Raw genomic sequence first — 19,208 nt, 5'->3', positions numbered from 1 at the left:
AGCTTGGGAAGGAGTAACACATGAGACAGCTTGCACAGGAAATCGATAACTTTTTAAACGAGGTGATCTTGAGATCTGAGAACCAGCATGAAATTCTGATTGGGCATTGCACAAGTGACGTAGCCTTGACCAATACTCAGGAACACATCCTCATGCTCTTGTCAGAAGAATCCTTAACCAACTCGGAGTTGGCTCGTCGTCTCAATGTCAGTCAGGCGGCAGTGACCAAGGCTATCAAGTCTTTAGTCAAAGAGGGTATGTTAGAGACATCCAGAGATCCAAAGGATGCGCGTGTGATCTTTTATCAACTGACAGAGCTAGCTCGACCAGTAGCGGCGGAGCATCATCACCACCATGAGCACACGCTCTCAGCCTATGAACAAGTAGCAAATCAGTTTACTCCAAATGAACAAGAAGTCATCCAGCGGTTTTTAACTGCTTTAGTAGGAGAAATCAAATAATGAGGTATATTACAGTAGAGGACTTATCTTTCTATTATGACAAAGAACCTGTCCTCGAGCATATCAACTACAGTGTTGATAGTGGGGAGTTTGTTACCCTGACTGGTGAAAATGGAGCTGCCAAGACGACGCTGATCAAGGCTAGTCTAGGCATCTTGCAGCCAAGATTTGGCAAGGTAACAATCTCAAAAACAAATACTCATGGTAAAAAGCTTAGGATAGCTTATCTTCCCCAGCAGATTGCCAGTTTTAATGCTGGCTTTCCAAGTACGGTTTATGAATTTGTCAAGTCGGGTCGTTATCCGCGAAAGGGCTGGTTCCGTCGTTTGAATGCCCACGATGAGGAGCATATCAAGGCTAGTCTAGACTCAGTTGGTATGTGGGAACACCGTGATAAACGGATTGGTTCCCTCTCTGGTGGGCAAAAGCAACGGGCGGTTATTGCACGGATGTTTGCTTCTGACCCAGATATCTTCGTCTTGGATGAGCCGACGACAGGGATGGATGCTGGAAGCAAAAATGAATTTTACGAACTCATGCACCATAGTGCTCACCATCATGGCAAGGCTGTTTTGATGATTACCCATGACCCTGAGGAGGTCAAGGACTATGCGGATCGCAATATCCATCTAGTGCGCAATCAAGACTCGCCGTGGCGTTGTTTTAACGTTCACGAAAGCGACCAGGAGGTGGACCATGCTTAGTTTGTTATCTTATGACTTTATGCAGCGGGCCTTCTTGGCTGTCATTGCCATGAGTCTCTTTTCTCCAGTTCTTGGGACTTTCCTTATCTTACGTCGTCAGAGTTTGATGAGTGATACCCTCAGTCACGTTTCTCTGTCAGGGGTAGCCTTTGGTCTGGTTTTGGGAATTTCTCCAACCATTTCAACCATTGCTATTGTCTTGATCGCTGCGGTCTTTCTGGAGTATCTCCGTACAGTCTATAAGAACTTTATGGAAATTGGAACTGCCATCCTCATGTCAACAGGACTTGCAGTGTCTCTTATCGTGATGAGTAAGGGGAAAAGTTCGAGTTCCATGAGTTTGGACCAATACCTCTTTGGGTCTATTGTGACCATTAGCCAGGAGCAGGTGCTATTCCTCTTTGCCATTGCTACGGTCGTTTTGCTCTTGACTTTCTTATTCTTACGTCCTATGTACATCCTGACTTTTGATGAGGACACGGCCTTTGTGGATGGCTTGCCAGTTCGTACCATGTCTATCCTCTTTAACATGGTGACAGGAGTGGCCATTGCCCTTATGATTCCAGCAGCAGGAGCTCTTTTGGTATCGACCATTATGGTCTTGCCAGCTAGTATTGCCCTTCGTCTGGGGAAAAACTTCAAATCCGTTATGTTACTAGCCAGCGCTATTGGCTTTTTGGGAATGGTGGCAGGTCTCTATATTTCCTACTATGCAGAAACACCTGCCAGCGCTAGTATCACTATTATCTTTGTAGCTGTCTTTTTGTTAGTCAGTCTATTGAAACGTTTTATCAAATAGGAGAATGAAATGAAAAAACTGAGCTTACTACTAGCTAGTCTATGTGCCCTGTTTTTAGTGGCTTGTTCCAATCAAAAACAGGCAGATGGGAAGCTAAATATCGTGACAACCTTTTACCCTGTCTACGAATTTACCAAGCAAGTCGCAGGAGATACTGCTAATGTAGAACTTCTAATCGGTGCTGGTACAGAACCCCATGAGTATGAACCGTCTGCCAAGGCAGTTGCCAAAATCCAAGATGCAGATACCTTCGTTTATGAAAATGAGAACATGGAAACTTGGGTCCCAAAACTGCTAGAATCCTTGGATAAGAAAAAGGTGAAAACCATCAAGGCAACAGGCGATATGCTCCTCTTGCCAGGTGGTGAGGAAGAAGAGGAAGGGCATGATCATGGTGGTGAAGGTCACCATCACGACTACGATCCCCACGTTTGGCTTTCACCAGCACGCGCCATCAAACTGGTAGAGCATATCCGTGACAGCTTGTCAGCAGATTATCCTGATAAAAAAGAGACTTTTGAGAAGAATGCGGCTGCCTATATTGAAAAATTGCAAGCATTGGACAAGGCCTACACAGATGGCTTGTCTCAAGCCAAACAAAAGAGCTTTGTGACTCAGCACGCTGCCTTTAACTACCTTGCCTTAGACTACGGTCTCAAGCAAGTATCCATCTCAGGTCTCTCACCAGATGCAGAGCCATCAGCAGCACGTTTGGCAGAATTGACCGAGTATATCAAGAAAAACAAGATTTCTTATATCTACTTTGAAGAAAATGCCTCACAAGCCCTCGCCAATACACTTTCAAAAGAAACAGGTGTCAAACTAGACGTGCTCAATCCGCTAGAAAGTCTGACAGAAGAAGCAACCAAGGCCGGTGAGGACTACATCTCCGTGATGGAGAAAAACCTCAAGGCTTTGAAGCAGACAACGGACCAAGAAGGACCAGAAATCGAGCCAGAGAAGGAAGAAAATACCAAGACAGTTCACAATGGTTACTTTGAAGATGCAGATGTCAAAGATCGTACCTTGAGTGACTATGTTGGCAACTGGCAGTCGGTCTATCCTTTCCTTGAAGATGGGACCTTTGATCAAGTTTTTGACTACAAGGCTAAGTTGACTGGTAAGATGACCAAGGATGAGTACAAGGCCTACTATAGAAAAGGCTATCAGACAGATGTGACTAAGATCAACATCACGGACAACACTATGGAATTTGTTCAAGGTGGTCAAAGCAAGAAGTTCACCTACAAGTATGTCGGCAAGAAAATCTTGACTTATAAGAAAGGCAATCGTGGCGTGCGCTTCCTCTTTGAAGCGACAGATGCGGATGCTGGACAGTTCAAGTACGTTCAGTTTAGTGACCACAATATCGCCCCAGTCAAGGCAGAACATTTCCATATCTTCTTTGGAGGTACTAGCCAAGAAGTCCTCTTTGAAGAGATGGATAACTGGCCAACCTACTATCCAGATAACCTATCTGGCCAAGAAATTGCCCAAGAAATGTTGGCGCATTGATGCAAGAGAGAATCCCGCAAATCTGCGGGATTTTTTGCTAGAAACGATTAGGTTGTTAGGTATTATAGTATCACAGATGTACTGTTCACAATGTGATAAAGCAGTCATTTTCTACTGGCTGATTCTCACTAGCTGGCGAATGCAAAAGCTACGATTGTACAAATTATAGAATCTTTTCAGGGGATTTAGGAAGGAATCTTAGTCATATTGACGCTGCTATCGCTTTTTGTTATAGTCAAAGAGAGAGCGGTCTGGAACAATAGTTTATTCACAGTCTGTGGATAAGTCTAGGCGTGAATGACATACAACTCAGGACGTTGAAGTATCCTGATAATAGTTCCGTATATTAGTGACTTGCTAGAGAGCTAGCAGAAACCCTAGTACAGAGCTGTTTGACAAAGGTGTGTTTAGCGTGAAGGCTTCCAAGTCTAAGAGCTGGATTTTGGAGAAACTAGTTTTTAGGCATGTTTTCTTATCCACAAGTTGTGGATAACTGTAGAGAGTCAGCTTGTAGATCAACTTCAGGTCCAAGTTTCATAAAAGAAGAACCTTTGCGCGGTGCAAAGGTTCTTTTGGTTAGGAGTGATTTGGTAGCCAGCTGAGGGTGAAGGTCAGTTGCTCAGCTTTCAAGAGGTCTTGGTGTTGAAGGCTAGATACTATGGTCTTGTCCAATCGGCATTCTTTGACAAAGTTGAAATGGCTGTGGTTTTGCTCGGCATGGATATCCAGCCATTTATTTTCCTTGGCTAGGTAGATACGGAGGTGGTCAAAGAGAGGGACTCCGAGATCGTAACTTGGTTTGCCTGGACAGGTCGGGTAGAATCCAAGAGCTGACCAGATGTACCAAGCAGAGAGACTGCCATTGTCCTCATCGCCAGGATAGGCTTCCCAGCTGGGGTGAAAGGCTTTCTGACGCAAGGTTTTGATGAGTAGAGCAGTGTAGTCAGTGTAGTCGCTGTAGCGAAAGAGATAAGGTATGTGGAAGCTAGGCTGGTTGGAGATGGCGAGTTGTCCAAAGGGAGCTGTTGCCATCTCGCTCATTTCATGAATCTCGTAACCATAGCCGGTGGTTTCAAAGAGAGGAGCGTCCTGACAGGCTTTCAAAAGATAATTGCTGAAGGCTTCTTTTCCACCTATAAGCTGGATTAAGCCTGGGATGTCATGGAGTACGCCTAAAGTCGCTTGAATGGCAGAGCATTCGGCGTAGTCGCGTCCCCAACTATAGGGAGAGAAGTCAGGGCGGAAGTTTCCTTGGCTGTCTCGGGCTCGCATGTAACCTGTCTCAGCGTCAAATAGATGGCGGTAATTTTGTGACGAAGTTCTATAAGTTTCCGCGATGTCATTCTGACCAAGCTTTTCGGCACAGTTGGCGATACAAAAATCGCTATAGGCGTAGTCAAGGGTGTGACTGACACTTTCGTTGTGGTCGGTAGAAAGATAACCTAATTCTTGGTATTGGGCTAGTCCGTGACGACCATTGATGCCGAGAGGGTCGGACTTGGTGGCTGTCTGCAGCATGGCTTGGAGGAGTTCTTCTTCCAAATTGGGAGCCATGTCCTTGCAGGCGCTATCTGCGATAATGCCATCTAAAAGGGTACCGGGCATCATGCCACGTTCATCTGGGGCCAGCCATTTTGGAAGGAATCCAGTATCGCGGTAGCTATTGAGAAAGCCTTCTAAAAAGAGACGATAGTGTTCCGGTATGATAAGGGCAAAGAGGGGAAATGTAGTCCGGAAGGTATCCCAGAAACCATTGTTGCTAAAGAGGATGCCGGGCTTGACAGTACCAGTAGCTAGATCCATGTGGATGGCTTGCCCTGACTCGTTCACTTCATAAAATGTCTGTGGGAAGAGGAAGAGTCTGTAGAGGCAGTGGTCAAAGAAGGTTCGGTCAGCCTTTCCTGTTTCCAGCACATCAAAACGATGTAGGAGATTTTCCCAGTCTGCTTGGGCATTTGCTTTACAGCTATCAAAGTCCGTTTGAGGTAGATTAAATAGCGCTTGAGAAGGAGAAATAAAGGAAGTCGCTAGTTGAATCTCGGCTTGACTGCTTGCTAAGTCAATTCGCCAGTCTCCCTCTTCTTGTGTGATAGCAAGAATATCCGTATTCATTTGCAGGACTGTGAACAGTATCAGCGGATTTTTGTTGGTCTCTGTTTTTCCCTCTTGACGCAGGGCAAGAGTCCGCTTATCTATTTGTTCTACTGTCAGTTCATCTGCTGCGTGAAGATAGAGGGATAGGGCTTTGCCTTGCTTTTGCTCCAAACGAATAGAAGCGCCATAGCAAGTCGGTGTGAGCTGGGTTCCAATCTGATAGCGCAGGGAGAAAATCTTCAGATAATGAGGCTGGAAAGAGGCCTTATCTAGGTCAAAGGAAGACTGACGATGGAAGAGGCTGTCTCCACCTAGCTGGCCTGTAACAGGTGTCAGAAGGAGCCAAGAGTAGTCCCCAATCCAAGGACTGGGTTGGTGGGTTAATCGAATCCCCTGAAAAATGGGCAGATGCGGATCGAAGAACCAAGCTCCCTCCTGGTCACTGGTCTGGGGCACAAAATAATTCATCCCAAAAGGCACGCCTGTGTATGGTAGGGTATTTCCCCGAGAGAAGGCATGCTTGCTAGCAGTCCCAAAGCGGGTATCGATGGTTTCAAGTATTGGTTTCATAGTCTTTCCTTTAGCTGTTTTTCTACATTATATCAGAAAAATGAGGCCTTTAGATATGGGGTTCGAAAGTAAGCAATTTTGTAGAAAAATGACTATCATTTGTGTATGTATTTTCTGTCTCAAAAACTATATACTGAACATGAAACTTGTTTGAAAGAGGAAACTGCACGATGATTTATTCGAAAGAAATTGTTAGAAAATGGTTAGACGAAGTAGCAGAGCGGGCTAAGGATCATCCGGAGTGGGTGGATGTCTTTGAGCGTTGCTACACCGACACCTTGGACAATACGGTCGAGATTCTAGAAGATGGCTCAACTTTTGTCTTGACAGGGGATATTCCTGCTATGTGGCTTCGGGATTCGACGGCCCAACTCAGACCCTACCTTCATGTGGCTAAAAAAGATCCTCTCTTGCGTCAGACCATTGCAGGTCTGGTCAAGCGTCAGATGACCTTGGTACTCAAGGATCCTTATGCCAATTCCTTCAATATTGAGGAAAACTGGAAGGGGCACCATGAGACTGACCATACCGACCTTAATGGCTGGATTTGGGAACGCAAGTATGAGGTGGACTCACTTTGCTATCCTTTGCAGTTGGCTTATCTCCTTTGGAAAGAGACTGGCGAGACTAGTCAGTTTGATGAGACTTTTGTCGCAGCGACCAAGGAAATTCTTCATCTGTGGACGGTGGAACAAGACCACAACAATTCTCCTTATCGTTTCGTTCGGGATACAGACCGCAAGGAAGATACTCTGGTAAATGATGGCTTTGGACCTGACTTTGCAGTGACAGGTATGACCTGGTCAGCTTTTCGTCCGAGTGATGACTGCTGCCAGTATAGCTACTTGATTCCGTCCAATATGTTTGCTGTAGTAGTCTTGGGGTACGTGCAAGAAATCTTTGCAGAACTGGACCTAGCTGATAGCGAGAGTATTATTGCAGATGCTAAGCGTCTCCAGTCTGAAATCCAAGAAGGAATCGAAAACTACGCTTATACCTCCAACAGCAAGGGTGAAAAGATTTACGCCTTTGAAGTGGATGGTCTAGGAAATGCTAGCATCATGGATGATCCAAATGTACCGAGTCTGCTGGCTGCGCCTTATCTGGGCTATTGCGACATTGAAGACGAAGTGTATCAAGCCACACGCCGTACCATTCTAAGCCCTGAAAATCCATATTTCTACCAAGGAGAATACGCTAGCGGTCTTGGAAGTTCCCATACCTTCTATCGCTATATCTGGCCAATCGCCCTTTCTATCCAAGGCTTGACAACAAGAGATAAGGCAGAGAAAAAATACTTGCTGGATCAGCTAGTTGCCTGCGATGGTGGCACAGGTGTCATGCACGAAAGTTTCCACGTGGACGACCCAACGCTTTACTCACGTGAATGGTTCTCTTGGGCCAACATGATGTTCTGTGAATTAGTCTTGGATTATCTAGATATACGCTAGTCAGTTCTTTAGTTAGATAGAAATAAAAATTTAAGTTAGAATGAGGTTTTACTTCATGGAAAATGTTGTTGTACATATTATCTCACATAGTCACTGGGATCGTGAGTGGTACTTGCCTTTTGAAAGCCACCGGATGCAGTTGGTGGAATTGTTTGACAATCTTTTTGATCTCTTTGAAAATGACCTTGAGTTCAAGAGTTTCCACTTGGATGGACAAACTATTGTCCTTGATGACTACTTGGAAATTCGCCCTGAAAATCGCGACAAAGTCCAACGTTACATCGACCAAGGCAAACTCAAAATTGGTCCTTTTTACATCTTGCAGGATGACTACTTGATTTCAAGTGAAGCCAATGTCCGCAATACCTTGATTGGTCAAGCAGAATGTGCAAAATGGGGCAAATCAACCCAGATTGGTTACTTCCCAGATACCTTTGGAAATATGGGACAAGCTCCCCAAATCCTTCAAAAATCAGGCATTCACGTGGCAGCCTTTGGTCGTGGTGTGAAGCCGATTGGATTTGACAACCAAGTTCTCGAAGATGAGCAGTTCACATCCCAGTTTTCAGAAATGTACTGGCAGGGTGCAGACGGAAGTCGTGTCCTCGGTATCCTCTTTGCCAACTGGTATAGTAATGGGAATGAAATCCCAGTTGATAAGGATGAGGCCCTGGCCTTCTGGAAACAAAAATTGTCAGACGTACGTGACTATGCTTCGACCAACCAATGGTTGATGATGAACGGATGTGACCACCAGCCTGTACAGCGAAATCTGAGTGAAGCCATTCGTGTGGCAAATGAACTCTTCCCAGATGTGACCTTTGTGCATAGTTCCTTTGATGACTATGTTTATGCAGTAGAAAGTGCTCTACCAGAGCAGTTATCAACGGTTACAGGTGAGTTGACAAGTCAGGAAACAGATGGTTGGTACACGCTTGCCAACACTTCCTCATCACGCATTTACCTCAAACAATCCTTCCAAGAAAATAGCAATCTCCTAGAACAAGTAGTGGAGCCATTGACTGTCATCACTGGTGGTCACAACCATAAGGACCAGTTGACCTATGCTTGGAAAGCCCTTCTACAAAATGCTCCCCATGATAGTATCTGTGGCTGTAGCGTGGACGAGGTTCACCGTGAGATGGAGACACGTTTTGCCAAAGTTAACCAAGTTGGAAACTTTGTTAAGACCAATCTTCTCAATGAGTGGAAGGGCAAAATCGCAACCCACGAAGCCCAAAGCGACCATCTCTTTACCGTCATCAACACAGGCTTGCATGACAAGGTTGATACAGTCAGCACCGTGATTGATGTAGCGACTTGTGATTTCAAAGAATTGCACCCAACAGAAGGCTATAAGAAGATGGCAGCCTTGACCTTGCCAAGCTACCGTGTCGAAGACTTGGAAGGGCATGCTGTAGAAGCGAAAATCGAAGATCTGGGAGCTAATTTTGAGTATGATTTACCAAAAGACAAGTTCCGTCAGGCTCGTATCGCTCGACAAGTGCGCGTGACAGTCCCTGTTCATCTGGCACCACTTTCTTGGACAACTTTCCAATTGCTCGAAGGAGAACAAGAACACCGTGACGGTATTTACCAAAACGGAGTGATCGATACGCCATTTGTAACGGTCAGTGTGGATGATACTATCACAGTCTACGACAAGACAACTCATGAAGCGTATGAGGATGTTGTTCGCTTTGAAGACCGTGGTGACATCGGAAATGAGTACATCTATTTCCAACCAAAAGGAACAGAACCTATCTATGCAGAGCTTAAGGGCTATGAGGTCTTGGAAAATACAGCACGTTTTGCCAAGATTTTGCTCAAGCATGAATTGACAATTCCAGTAAGTGCAGACGAAAAACTGGATGCGGAACAAAGAGGCATCATCGAGTTTATGACGCGTGAAGCTGGGCGCTCAGAAGAATTGACAACCCTTCCTCTGGAAACAGAGATGACTGTCTTTGTTGACAATCCTCAAATCCGCTTCAAGACTCGCTTTACCAACACCGCTAAGGATCACCGTATCCGTCTCTTGGTTAAGACTCATAACACTCGTCCAAGCAATGATTCTGAAAGCATTTATGAGGTGGTGACAAGACCAAACAAACCAGCTGCTTCTTGGGAAAATCCTGAAAATCCACAACACCAACAAGCCTTTGTCAGCCTTTATGATGATGAAAAAGGGGTGACAGTGGCAAATAAAGGATTGCACGAGTATGAAATCCTTGGAGACGACACCATTGCAGTGACCATTCTTCGTGCCTCAGGTGAGTTAGGTGACTGGGGTTACTTCCCAACACCAGAGGCTCAATGCTTGCGTGAGTTTGAAGTTGAGTTTACACTTGAGTGCCACCAAGCAGGGGAACGCTTCTCCGCTTTCCGTCGTGCCAAAGCCTTTCAAACACCATTCACTAGTCTTCAGGTCGCTAAACAAGAAGGAAGTGTGGCAGCGACTGGCAGCCTCTTGAGCCATGCGGCGCTCAGCTTACCACAAGTCTGCCCGACAGCCTTTAAGGTAGCTGAAAATGAAGAAGGATATGTTTTCCGTTACTACAATATGAGCCAAGAAAATGTGCGCATATCTGAACACCAACAAACCATTCTTGACTTACTTGAGCGACCATATCCAGTTCATTCAGGACTCTTAGCACCACAAGAAATTCGCACAGAATTGATCAAAAAAGAAGACATTTAACAGTTTTAAAGTGTTTGATAACTAATACTATGAGATAGAAAGGAGGGGCGAAAGAGTAAGGACTAACTACTGATTCGCCCCTTTTTATGGAAAGAACAATGACCATTGCAACCATTGATATCGGAGGGACTGGGATTAAGTTTGCCAGTCTGACTCCTGATGGAAAAATACTAGATAAGACAAGTACACCGACACCAGAAACCCTAGAAGATTTACTGGCATGGCTAGACCAACGCTTGTCAGAGCAGGATTACAGAGGGGTCGCCATGAGCGTTCCAGGAGCGGTCAATCAAGAAACAGGTGTGATTGAGGGAATCAGTGCAGTGCCTTACATTCATGGCTTTTCTTGGTATGAAGCTCTTGCACATCATCAACTCCCTGTCCATCTAGAAAATGATGCCAACTGTGTTGGACTTAGTGAACTGCTGGCTCATCCAGAAATTGAAAATGCGGCCTGTGTCGTGATTGGGACAGGAATTGGCGGAGCTATGATTATCAATGGCAAACTTCACCGTGGTCGCCACGGCTTAGGTGGTGAGTTTGGCTATATGACAACCATTGAACCAGCTGAAAAACTCAACAACTGGTCGCTACTAGCCTCTACAGGAAACATGGTTCGTTACGTAATTGAAAAATCTGGTCAGACTGACTGGGATGGTCGCAAGATTTACCAAGAAGCTGCAGCAGGCAATGCTCTTTGTCAAGAAGCTATTTTGCGCATGAACCGTAATCTGGCGCAAGGCTTGCTCAATATTCAGTATCTCATCGACCCAGATGTCATTAGTCTGGGAGGCTCTATCAGTCAGAATCCAGACTTCATCCAAGGTGTCAAGAAGGCTGTCGATAACTTTGTCGAGACCTACGAAGAATACACGGTCGCACCAGTTATCCAAGCTTGCACCTATCATGCAGATGCCAATCTCTATGGTGCCCTTGTCAACTGGCTGCAGGAGGAAAATCAATGGTAAGATTTACAGGACTTAGTCCCAAACAAGAGCAAGCATTAGAGTTGCTTAAAAAGCATATTTCGCTAGCAGATGTAGAGGTAGCAGTCGCTCAGTCTGACCAAGCCTCTATCTCTATCAAGGGTGAGGGAGGCCACTATCAACTGACTTATCGCAAACCTCACCAACTTTACCGCGCCTTGTCCTTATTGGCAACAGCTCTAGTAGAAGGTGATAAAGTAGCGATTGAGGAGCAGGCAGCTTATGAAGATTTGGCCTACATGGCAGACTGTTCTCGAAATGCGGTGCTGAATGTGGCTTCTGCCAAGCAGATGATTGAGGTCTTGGCTCTCATGGGTTACTCAACCTTTGAACTTTACATGGAAGACACCTATCAGATTGAGGGGCAACCTTACTTTGGTTACTTCCGTGGCGCCTATTCAGCAGAGGAGTTGCAGGAAATCGAAGCCTATGTCCAGCAGTTTGATATGACCTTTGTGCCTTGCATCCAGACCTTGGCCCACTTGTCAGCCTTCGTCAAATGGGGTGTCAAAGAAGTGCAGGAACTTCGTGATGTGGAGGACATTCTCCTTATCGGCGAAGAAAAGGTGTATGACCTGGTTGATGGGATGTTTGCCACTCTATCTAAACTGCAGACACGCAAGGTCAATATCGGGATGGACGAAGCCCATTTGGTTGGTTTGGGGCGCTACCTCATTTTGAACGGCGTTGTAGACCGTAGTCTCCTCATGTGTCAACACTTGGAGCGCGTGCTGGATATTGCCGATAAGTATGGTTTCCATTGTCAGATGTGGAGTGATATGTTCTTTAAACTCATGTCAGCAGATGGTCAGTACGACCGCGATGTGGAGATTCCAGAGGAAACTCGTGTCTACCTAGATCGTCTCAAAGACCGTGTAACCTTGGTTTACTGGGATTATTATCAGGATAGCGAGGAAAAATACAATCGCAATTTCCGCAACCATCACAAGATTAGCCAAGATATTGCCTTTGCAGGTGGTGCTTGGAAGTGGATCGGTTTCACACCCAACAACCATTTCAGCCGTCTTATTGCTATGGAGGCCAATAAAGCCTGTCGTGCTAATCAGATCAAAGAAGTCATCGTGACGGGTTGGGGGGACAATGGTGGTGAAACAGCCCAATTCTCTATTCTACCAAGTCTGCAAATCTGGGCAGAGCTCAGCTACCGCAATGACCTAGACCGTTTGTCTGCTCACTTCAAGACCAATACGGGTCTATCAGTTGAGGACTTTATTCAGATTGACCTTGCCAATCTCTTGCCAGACTTGCCAGGCAATCTCAGTGGGATCAATCCCAACCGCTATGTCTTTTATCAGGATGTTCTTTGCCCGATTCTTGACAGACACATGACACCTGAACAGGACAAACCGCACTTTGCTCAGGCTGCTGAGACGCTTGCTGAAATCAAAGAAAAAGCTGGGAACTATGCCTACCTATTTGAAACTCAGGCCCAGTTGAACCAGATTTTAAGTAGCAAAGTGGATGTGGGACGACGCATCCGTGAAGCTTATAAATCCGGTGACAAAGTCAGCTTACAGCAAATCGCCATGCAAGAATTACCAAAACTCAGAAGCGAGATTGAAAACTTCCATGCTCTCTTTAGCCACCAATGGTTGAAAGAAAATAAGGTCTTTGGCTTGGATACAGTCGATATCCGTATGGGCGGACTCTTGCAACGGATCAAACGAGCAGAAAGTCGTATCGAGGCTTATCTGGCAGGGCAGATTGACCGCATCGACGAGCTAGAAGTTGAAATCCTACCATTTACTGACTTCTACGCAGACAAGGACTTTGCAGCCACAACAGCCAACCAGTGGCACACCATTGCGACCGCATCGACGATTTATACGACTTAAGGGCATCTTTTCCGAGTCAGAGTGTTTCTCGTGAAACCTATTTCTTATAAAAAACTTCTCCACAAAAAATAATTTGTGGAGTTTTTTCTATAATTAGTAGTTTAACCTAGCCATCAATTAGGAGTATACTAATAATGTAATCGTTATCAAACCTAAAAATTCGATGAAATCAGTTTTTAGGAATAAAAAGGGAGGAAATTATGAAAAAGTTTTCAAAGACCTTGAGAGATAACTGGATCTTTCTCTTGATGGTTTTACCAGGGGCACTCTGGTTGATTCTATTCTTTTACATTCCAGTATTTGGGAATGTGGTCGCCTTTAAAGACTACCATATGACCAGTAATGGTTTCATAGATAGTATTGTGAATAGTAAATGGGTCGGGTTAGATAATTTCAGATTCTTGTTTAGTTCAAAAGATGCCTTTATCATCACTCGAAATACCGTTCTCTACAATCTCGGCTTTATCTTTATCGGTTTGATTGTATCAGTAGGGATTGCCATCATCCTCAGCGAGCTCCGCTCTAAGAGAATGGTTAAGATTTTCCAAACGTCTATGTTGTTCCCTTACTTCCTGTCATGGGTTATCATCAGTTTCTTTACAGATGCCTTCCTAAACATTGACAAAGGGGTCTTCAACCATTTCCTAACATCCATTGGCATGAAGGAAGTCAACTTCTACGCTGATTTAGGCATTTGGCCATACCTTCTCCTTTTCCTAGGTATTTGGAAAGGCTTTGGATATAGCAGTGTCATGTACTATGCGACAATCATGGGAATTGACCCAACCTACTACGAAGCAGCAACAGTGGACGGGGCTAGCAAGTGGCAACGCATTCGCAACGTAACCATTCCTCAGTTGACTCCACTTGTAACAGTCTTGACCATCCTTGCAGTCGGAAATATCTTCCGTGCAGACTTTGGTCTCTTCTATCAAATCCCACACAATGCTGGTCAGCTTTACAATGTAACCAACGTTTTGGATGTATATGTCTTTAATGGTTTGACTCAGACAGCAGATATCGGTATGGCTTCAGCAGCCGGTCTTTACCAATCCGTTGTCGGTTTGATACTGGTTATCCTATCAAACTTGCTTGCAAGACGAGTCGATCCAAACTCAGCTTTGTTCTAGAAAGGAGGAGAATATGGCAGAAAAGAAAATTAAAAAAGAAAAAATCGATAATGTCGGCATTCACTCCTTCAGTAAGAAAGCAGATATCTTCTTTAGTATTATCTCTGGTTTGATCGCTCTTTCTTGTATCTTGCCCTTTATCTTCGTTATCATCATTTCGGTGACAGATGAAAAGAGCATCCTCCAGTATGGATATAGCTTTTTCCCTTCGAAGTTTGGTGTAGATGGATTCCAGTTCCTAGCTCAGTTTAAAGATAAGATCCTCCAAGCGCTCTTTATCTCAGTTTTTGTAACTGTAGTCGGAACAGTGACCAACGTCTTCATTACAACCACTTATGCCTACGCCATCTCACGTACAACCTTTAAGTACCGCAGATTCTTTACGATTTTCGCTCTTCTTAGTATGTTGTTCAATGCTGGTTTGGTACCAGGCTATATCGTGGTCACTCGCCTGCTTCAACTGGGTGATACCGTTTGGGCCTTGATTGTTCCAATGCTTCTCTCACCATTCAACATCATCTTGATGCGTTCCTTCTTCAAGAAGACCATTCCAGAAGCCATCCTCGAATCTGCTCGTATCGATGGTGCCAGTGAAGCTCGGATCTTCTTCCAGATTTGTTTGCCCTTGTCACTTCCAGGTATCGCAACCATCACGCTTTTGACAGCTCTTGGTTTCTGGAACGACTGGTTCAACGCCCTTCTTTACATCAAGAGTGACAACTTGTATCCATTGCAATATTTGCTTATGCAAATCCAGCAAAATATGGACTACATTGCAAAAGCAGTCGGCCTATCTGGCCAACTGGGAGTCGCTCTTCCAAAAGAAACAGGTCGTATGGCCATGGTTGTTGTTGCAACCCTTCCGATTGCAATTCTGTATCCATTCTTCCAACGCTACTTTGTTAAAGGTTTGACGATCGGTGGTGTGAAAGAATAGCACTTGCTGAGAAACACCGTTTCTCCCTTCCCAACTTCATCTTAGTGACTGAAGTTAAAAATCATTAAATCGTTTATAAGTTTAAAAATAAAAAAAGGAGTTTTTATCATGAAAAACTGGAAAAAATATGCTTTTGCATCTGCTAGCGTAGTCGCTTTGGCTGCTGGTCTTGCTGCCTGTGGAAACCTTACAGGTAACAACAAAAAAGCTGCAGATACTACTTCAGGTGAAAAACCTGTAATCAAAATGTACCAAATCGGTGACAAACCAGACAACTTGGATGAATTGCTAGAAAATGCAAACAAAATCATCGAAGAAAAAGTCGGTGCTAAATTGGATATCCAATACCTCGGATGGGGGGACTATGATAAGAAAATGTCAGTTATCACATCATCTGGTGAAAACTATGATATCGCATTTGCATCTAACTATGTCGTAAATGCTCAAAAAGGTGCTTATGCTGACTTAACAGAATTGTATAAAAAAGAAGGAGCAGAGCTTTACAAAGCACTTGACCCAGCTTACATCAAAGGGAACACTGTAAACGGTAAGATTTATGCAGTACCAGTTGCAGCTAACGTTGCATCATCTCAAAACTTTGCCTTCAACGGAACTCTTCTTGCTAAATACGGTATCGATATTTCAGGTGTAACTTCATACGAAACACTTGAACCAGTCTTGAAACAAATTAAAGAAAAAGCTCCAGATGTAGTACCATTTGCGGTTACGAAGAACTTTATCCCATCTGATAACTTTGACTACCCAGTACCAAACGGACTTCCATTTGTTATCGACCTTGAAGGAGACACTACTAAGATCGTAAACCGTTACGAAGTGCCTCGTTTCAAAGAACATTTGAAGACTCTTCACAAATTCTATGAAGCTGGATACATTCCAAAAGACGTAGCAACAAGCGACACTTCATTTGACCTTCAACAAGATACTTGGTTCGTTCGTGAAGAAACAGTAGGACCAGCTGACTATGGTAACAGCTTGCTTTCACGCGTTGCGAACAAAGACATTCAAATCAAACCAATCACTAACTTTATCAAGAAAAACCAAACAACACAAGTTGCCAACTTTGTTATCTCAAACAACTCTAAGAACAAAGAAAAATCAATGGAAGTGTTGAACCTATTGAACACGAACCCAGAACTCTTGAACGGTCTTGTTTACGGTCCAGAAGGCAAGAACTGGGAAAAAATTCAAGGTAAAGAAAACCGTGTACGCGTCCTTGATGGCTACAAAGGAAATACTCACATGGGTGGATGGAACACTGGTAACAACTGGATTCTTTACATCAACGAAAACGTTACAGACCAACAAATCGAAGATTCTAAGAAACAATTGGCAGAAGCTAAAGAATCTCCAGCACTTGGATTCATCTTTAACACTGACAATGTGAAATCTGAAATCTCAGCAATTTCTAACACAATGCAACAATTCGATACAGCCATCAACACCGGTACTGTAGACCCAGATAAAGCTATTCCAGAATTGATGGAAAAATTGAAATCTGAAGGTGCCTACGAAAAAGTATTGAACGAAATGCAAAAACAATACGACGAATTCTTGAAAAACAAAAAATCATAAGAACGATTGATTTCGTGTATTCATTCCTAATTCCTAAAAATGTGATCACTGCCTTCCTTAGTTCTCTAGGGGAGGTAGTGATTTTTAGGATGTAAACATGAAAAGAGTGGTTCTGAGGGTTTATGCGATGTGATACACATACATCTATAGGGGATTTATTATGAAAAAATATCGCCTTCTTTTTAAAATGAGTGCTGTCTTCTCTTACCTATTTTTCGTATTTGGCCTTTCTCAGCTGACACTTATTGTCCAAAACTATTGGCAATTTTCTTCCCAGATTGGTAATTTCTTCTGGATTCAAAATATCTTGAGTTTGCTATTTATCGGAGTCATGATTTGGATTCTGGTTAAGACAGGCCATGGTTATCTCTTTCGCATTCCAAGAGAAAAATGGCTTTGGTATTCGATTTTGACAGTATTAGTGGTAGTGCTCCAGATCTCTTTTAACGTTCAGACAGCTAAACATGTTCAGTCAACTGCTGAAGGTTGGGCTGTATTGATTGGTTATAGTGGGACTAACTTTGCAGAGCTAGGTATTTATATAGCCCTGTTCTTTCTGGTTCCACTGATGGAAGAGTTAATCTATAGAGGATTACTGCAACACGCCTTTTTTAAAGATTCGAGATTTGCTCTTGACTTGCTTCTTCCGTCTATTTTATTTGCTCTCCCTCATTTTTCAAGCCTGCCTAGTCTGTTAGATATCTTCGTTTTTACAACATCTGGAATCATCTTTGCTGGTTTGACCCGCTATACCAAGAGCATTTATCCATCCTATGCGGTGCATGTAATCAATAATATTGTAGCGACCTTGCCATTTTTGCTGACTTTTTTACATAGGGTGTTTGGGTAAAATATTGGCAGGAGAGTTAGGGATTATATTTTTTTAATTTATAAGCGAATTTCAGGAGGAAAATGAGAATGACACCATTAAAATGGTTCGCTGGAGGTAGAGAAAGGCGTTGTGAAGCGATGACCATCATTGATCATCTATTGGAAGATATAAAGGCTGCGCCTCAACTTACTCCCTTGAAAAATCAGTTAGTGATTTATAAAAAACGATTAGAGGATGATGGAACCTCTACTCCATTTATTCTGAGCCAAATGAACGTTGACATCTCACGTGTGTTGATTGATAACAAGCTGGGTTTGTCAGAAAATCAAGCTAAGCAAATCAAAAAATTGAGAGAATTATCTGCGATTCGCTATGGTTACTGATGAAGTGCAGGGGTAGGACTCTTTCTACAATTTCCGGTCAAATAAATTGCATTCGTTTTCCCAAGTGGGTATACTAGAATAGTTGAATGAAAAATTCTGAAAATTTAAGAATAGAAAAGAGAACAAATCTTATGGCAAAAGATATTCGTGTCTTACTTTACTACCTTTATACTCCAATTGAAAACGCAGAGCAATTTGCGGCAGATCACTTGGCTTTCTGTAAATCAATCGGTCTCAAAGGCCGTATCCTCGTCGCTGACGAGGGAATTAACGGGACTGTTTCAGGTGACTACGAAACAACTCAAAAATACATGGACTACGTTCACAGCCTCCCAGGCATGGAAGACCTCTGGTTCAAGATTGACGAAGAAAATGAACAAGCCTTCAAGAAGATGTTTGTTCGCTACAAGAAAGAAATTGTCCACCTTGGTTTGGAAGACAACGACTTTGACAACGACATCAACCCACTTGAAACAACAGGTGCTTACTTGTCTCCAAAAGAGTTTAAAGAAGCCCTTCTTGACGAAGATACAGTGGTTCTTGACACACGTAACGATTATGAGTACGACCTAGGACATTTCCGTGGGGCTATCCGTCCAGACATCCGCAACTTCCGTGAGTTGCCACAATGGGTTCGTGACAACAAGGAAAAATTCATGGACAAGCGTGTCGTGGTTTACTGTACAGGTGGCGTTCGCTGTGAGAAATTCTCAGGCTGGATGGTTCGTGAAGGTTACAAAGATGTCGGCCAATTGCACGGAGGAATCGCAACTTACGGTAAAGATCCAGAAGTTCAAGGTGAACTTTGGGATGGGAAAATGTACGTCTTTGACGAGCGTATCGCAGTTGATGTTAACCATGTCAACCCTACCATTGTAGGGAAAGACTGGTTTGATGGAACACCATGTGAACGCTATGTTAACTGTGGAAATCCCTTCTGTAACCGTCGTATCCTAACATCAGAAGAAAATGAAGACAAGTACCTTCGTGGATGCTCACACGAGTGCCGTGTTCACCCACGCAACCGCTATGTTTCAGAAAATGAATTGACACAAGCAGAAGTAATCGAGCGCCTAGCAGCTATCGGTGAAAGCTTGGATCAAGTCGCTACAGTATAAAGCAAACAGCCCTTAGAGGCTGTTTTTCTATGCTTTTTATCTAAAAATCTAAAATTTGTTTCTGTATCTTTCAGGAAA

The 19,208-nt window shown here is 43.7% G+C and carries 15 protein-coding genes; 14 read left to right on the top strand and 1 reads right to left on the bottom strand.

Going from position 1 to position 19,208, the window contains the following annotated elements:
• The first annotated feature begins 20 nt into the window (after positions 1 to 20).
• Genes adcR through O3652_RS04950 form a run of 4 tightly spaced genes read left to right on the top strand, consistent with a single transcriptional unit; the run spans position 21 to position 3,479 of the window.
• Positions 21 to 461 carry a zinc-dependent transcriptional regulator AdcR gene (gene adcR / locus O3652_RS04965; protein WP_001249325.1) on the top strand — a complete coding sequence of 147 codons (441 nt, stop codon included), beginning with the start codon at positions 21 to 23 and terminating at the stop codon, positions 459 to 461.
• Positions 461 to 1,165 (top strand): metal ABC transporter ATP-binding protein, encoded by a 705-nt coding sequence (locus tag O3652_RS04960; RefSeq protein ID WP_001269482.1) that lies wholly within the window; start codon positions 461 to 463, stop codon positions 1,163 to 1,165. Before adcR ends, O3652_RS04960 begins: the two co-directional genes overlap by 1 nt.
• Entirely contained in the window at positions 1,158 to 1,964 is an 807-nt protein-coding gene (locus tag O3652_RS04955) for a metal ABC transporter permease (RefSeq protein WP_125412744.1), read from the top strand. Before O3652_RS04960 ends, O3652_RS04955 begins: the two co-directional genes overlap by 8 nt.
• Before the next feature lie 9 nt (positions 1,965 to 1,973).
• A complete protein-coding gene (locus O3652_RS04950; protein WP_125412736.1) occupies positions 1,974 to 3,479 on the top strand; it encodes a zinc ABC transporter substrate-binding protein AdcA in 1,506 nt (501 codons plus the stop codon).
• A gap of 576 nt (positions 3,480 to 4,055) precedes the next feature.
• Here the strand turns inward: O3652_RS04950 and O3652_RS04945 are convergent.
• The gene (locus tag O3652_RS04945; protein WP_125412728.1) at positions 4,056 to 6,143 is read right to left on the bottom strand and encodes a GH92 family glycosyl hydrolase; all 2,088 of its coding nucleotides are present in this window, start codon (positions 6,141 to 6,143) and stop codon (positions 4,056 to 4,058) included.
• Positions 6,144 to 6,313: 170 nt separating this feature from the next.
• Here O3652_RS04945 and O3652_RS04940 point away from each other — a divergent pair, with 170 nt between their 5' ends.
• The 10 genes from O3652_RS04940 to O3652_RS04895 all read left to right on the top strand — a co-directional run bounded on the left by O3652_RS04940 (position 6,314) and on the right by O3652_RS04895 (position 19,130).
• Complete coding sequence (locus O3652_RS04940; protein ID WP_125412717.1) at positions 6,314 to 7,594, top strand: glycoside hydrolase family 125 protein; 1,281 nt, start codon at positions 6,314 to 6,316, stop codon at positions 7,592 to 7,594.
• A 55-nt stretch (positions 7,595 to 7,649) separates the two neighbouring features.
• Entirely contained in the window at positions 7,650 to 10,295 is a 2,646-nt protein-coding gene (locus O3652_RS04935) for an alpha-mannosidase (protein ID WP_371590134.1), read from the top strand.
• 98 nt (positions 10,296 to 10,393) lie between these two features.
• On the top strand, positions 10,394 to 11,263 hold the full coding sequence (locus O3652_RS04930; RefSeq protein ID WP_371590133.1) for an ROK family protein: 870 nt from the start codon (positions 10,394 to 10,396) through the stop codon (positions 11,261 to 11,263).
• Positions 11,257 to 13,137, top strand: a complete 1,881-nt coding sequence (locus O3652_RS04925) for a beta-N-acetylhexosaminidase (protein WP_125391528.1) — start codon at positions 11,257 to 11,259, stop codon at positions 13,135 to 13,137. Before O3652_RS04930 ends, O3652_RS04925 begins: the two co-directional genes overlap by 7 nt.
• Positions 13,138 to 13,337: 200 nt before the next feature.
• Positions 13,338 to 14,267, top strand: a complete 930-nt coding sequence (locus tag O3652_RS04920; protein ID WP_000714584.1) for a sugar ABC transporter permease — start codon at positions 13,338 to 13,340, stop codon at positions 14,265 to 14,267.
• A gap of 13 nt (positions 14,268 to 14,280) precedes the next feature.
• A complete protein-coding gene (locus tag O3652_RS04915) occupies positions 14,281 to 15,204 on the top strand; it encodes a carbohydrate ABC transporter permease (protein WP_000818344.1) in 924 nt (307 codons plus the stop codon).
• Positions 15,205 to 15,312: 108 nt separating this feature from the next.
• Positions 15,313 to 16,797: an ABC transporter substrate-binding protein gene (locus tag O3652_RS04910; protein ID WP_000800397.1), complete on the top strand. Its 1,485-nt coding sequence runs from the start codon at positions 15,313 to 15,315 to the stop codon at positions 16,795 to 16,797.
• A gap of 160 nt (positions 16,798 to 16,957) precedes the next feature.
• Positions 16,958 to 17,647 (top strand): CPBP family intramembrane glutamic endopeptidase, encoded by a 690-nt coding sequence (locus O3652_RS04905; protein WP_125391529.1) that lies wholly within the window; start codon positions 16,958 to 16,960, stop codon positions 17,645 to 17,647.
• A 68-nt stretch (positions 17,648 to 17,715) separates the two neighbouring features.
• Entirely contained in the window at positions 17,716 to 18,012 is a 297-nt protein-coding gene (locus O3652_RS04900) for a bacteriocin immunity protein (RefSeq protein WP_185755858.1), read from the top strand.
• Between the two features lie 131 nt (positions 18,013 to 18,143).
• Complete coding sequence (locus tag O3652_RS04895; RefSeq protein ID WP_001030012.1) at positions 18,144 to 19,130, top strand: rhodanese-related sulfurtransferase; 987 nt, start codon at positions 18,144 to 18,146, stop codon at positions 19,128 to 19,130.
• Positions 19,131 to 19,208 lie beyond the last annotated feature (78 nt).

Source organism: Streptococcus sp. 27098_8_23, assembly GCF_041432195.1.
Classification (GTDB): Bacteria; Bacillota; Bacilli; order Lactobacillales; family Streptococcaceae; genus Streptococcus.
The sequence above is the reverse complement of the archived record's forward strand: the minus strand, read 5'-3'. Positions and strand labels throughout refer to the sequence as shown.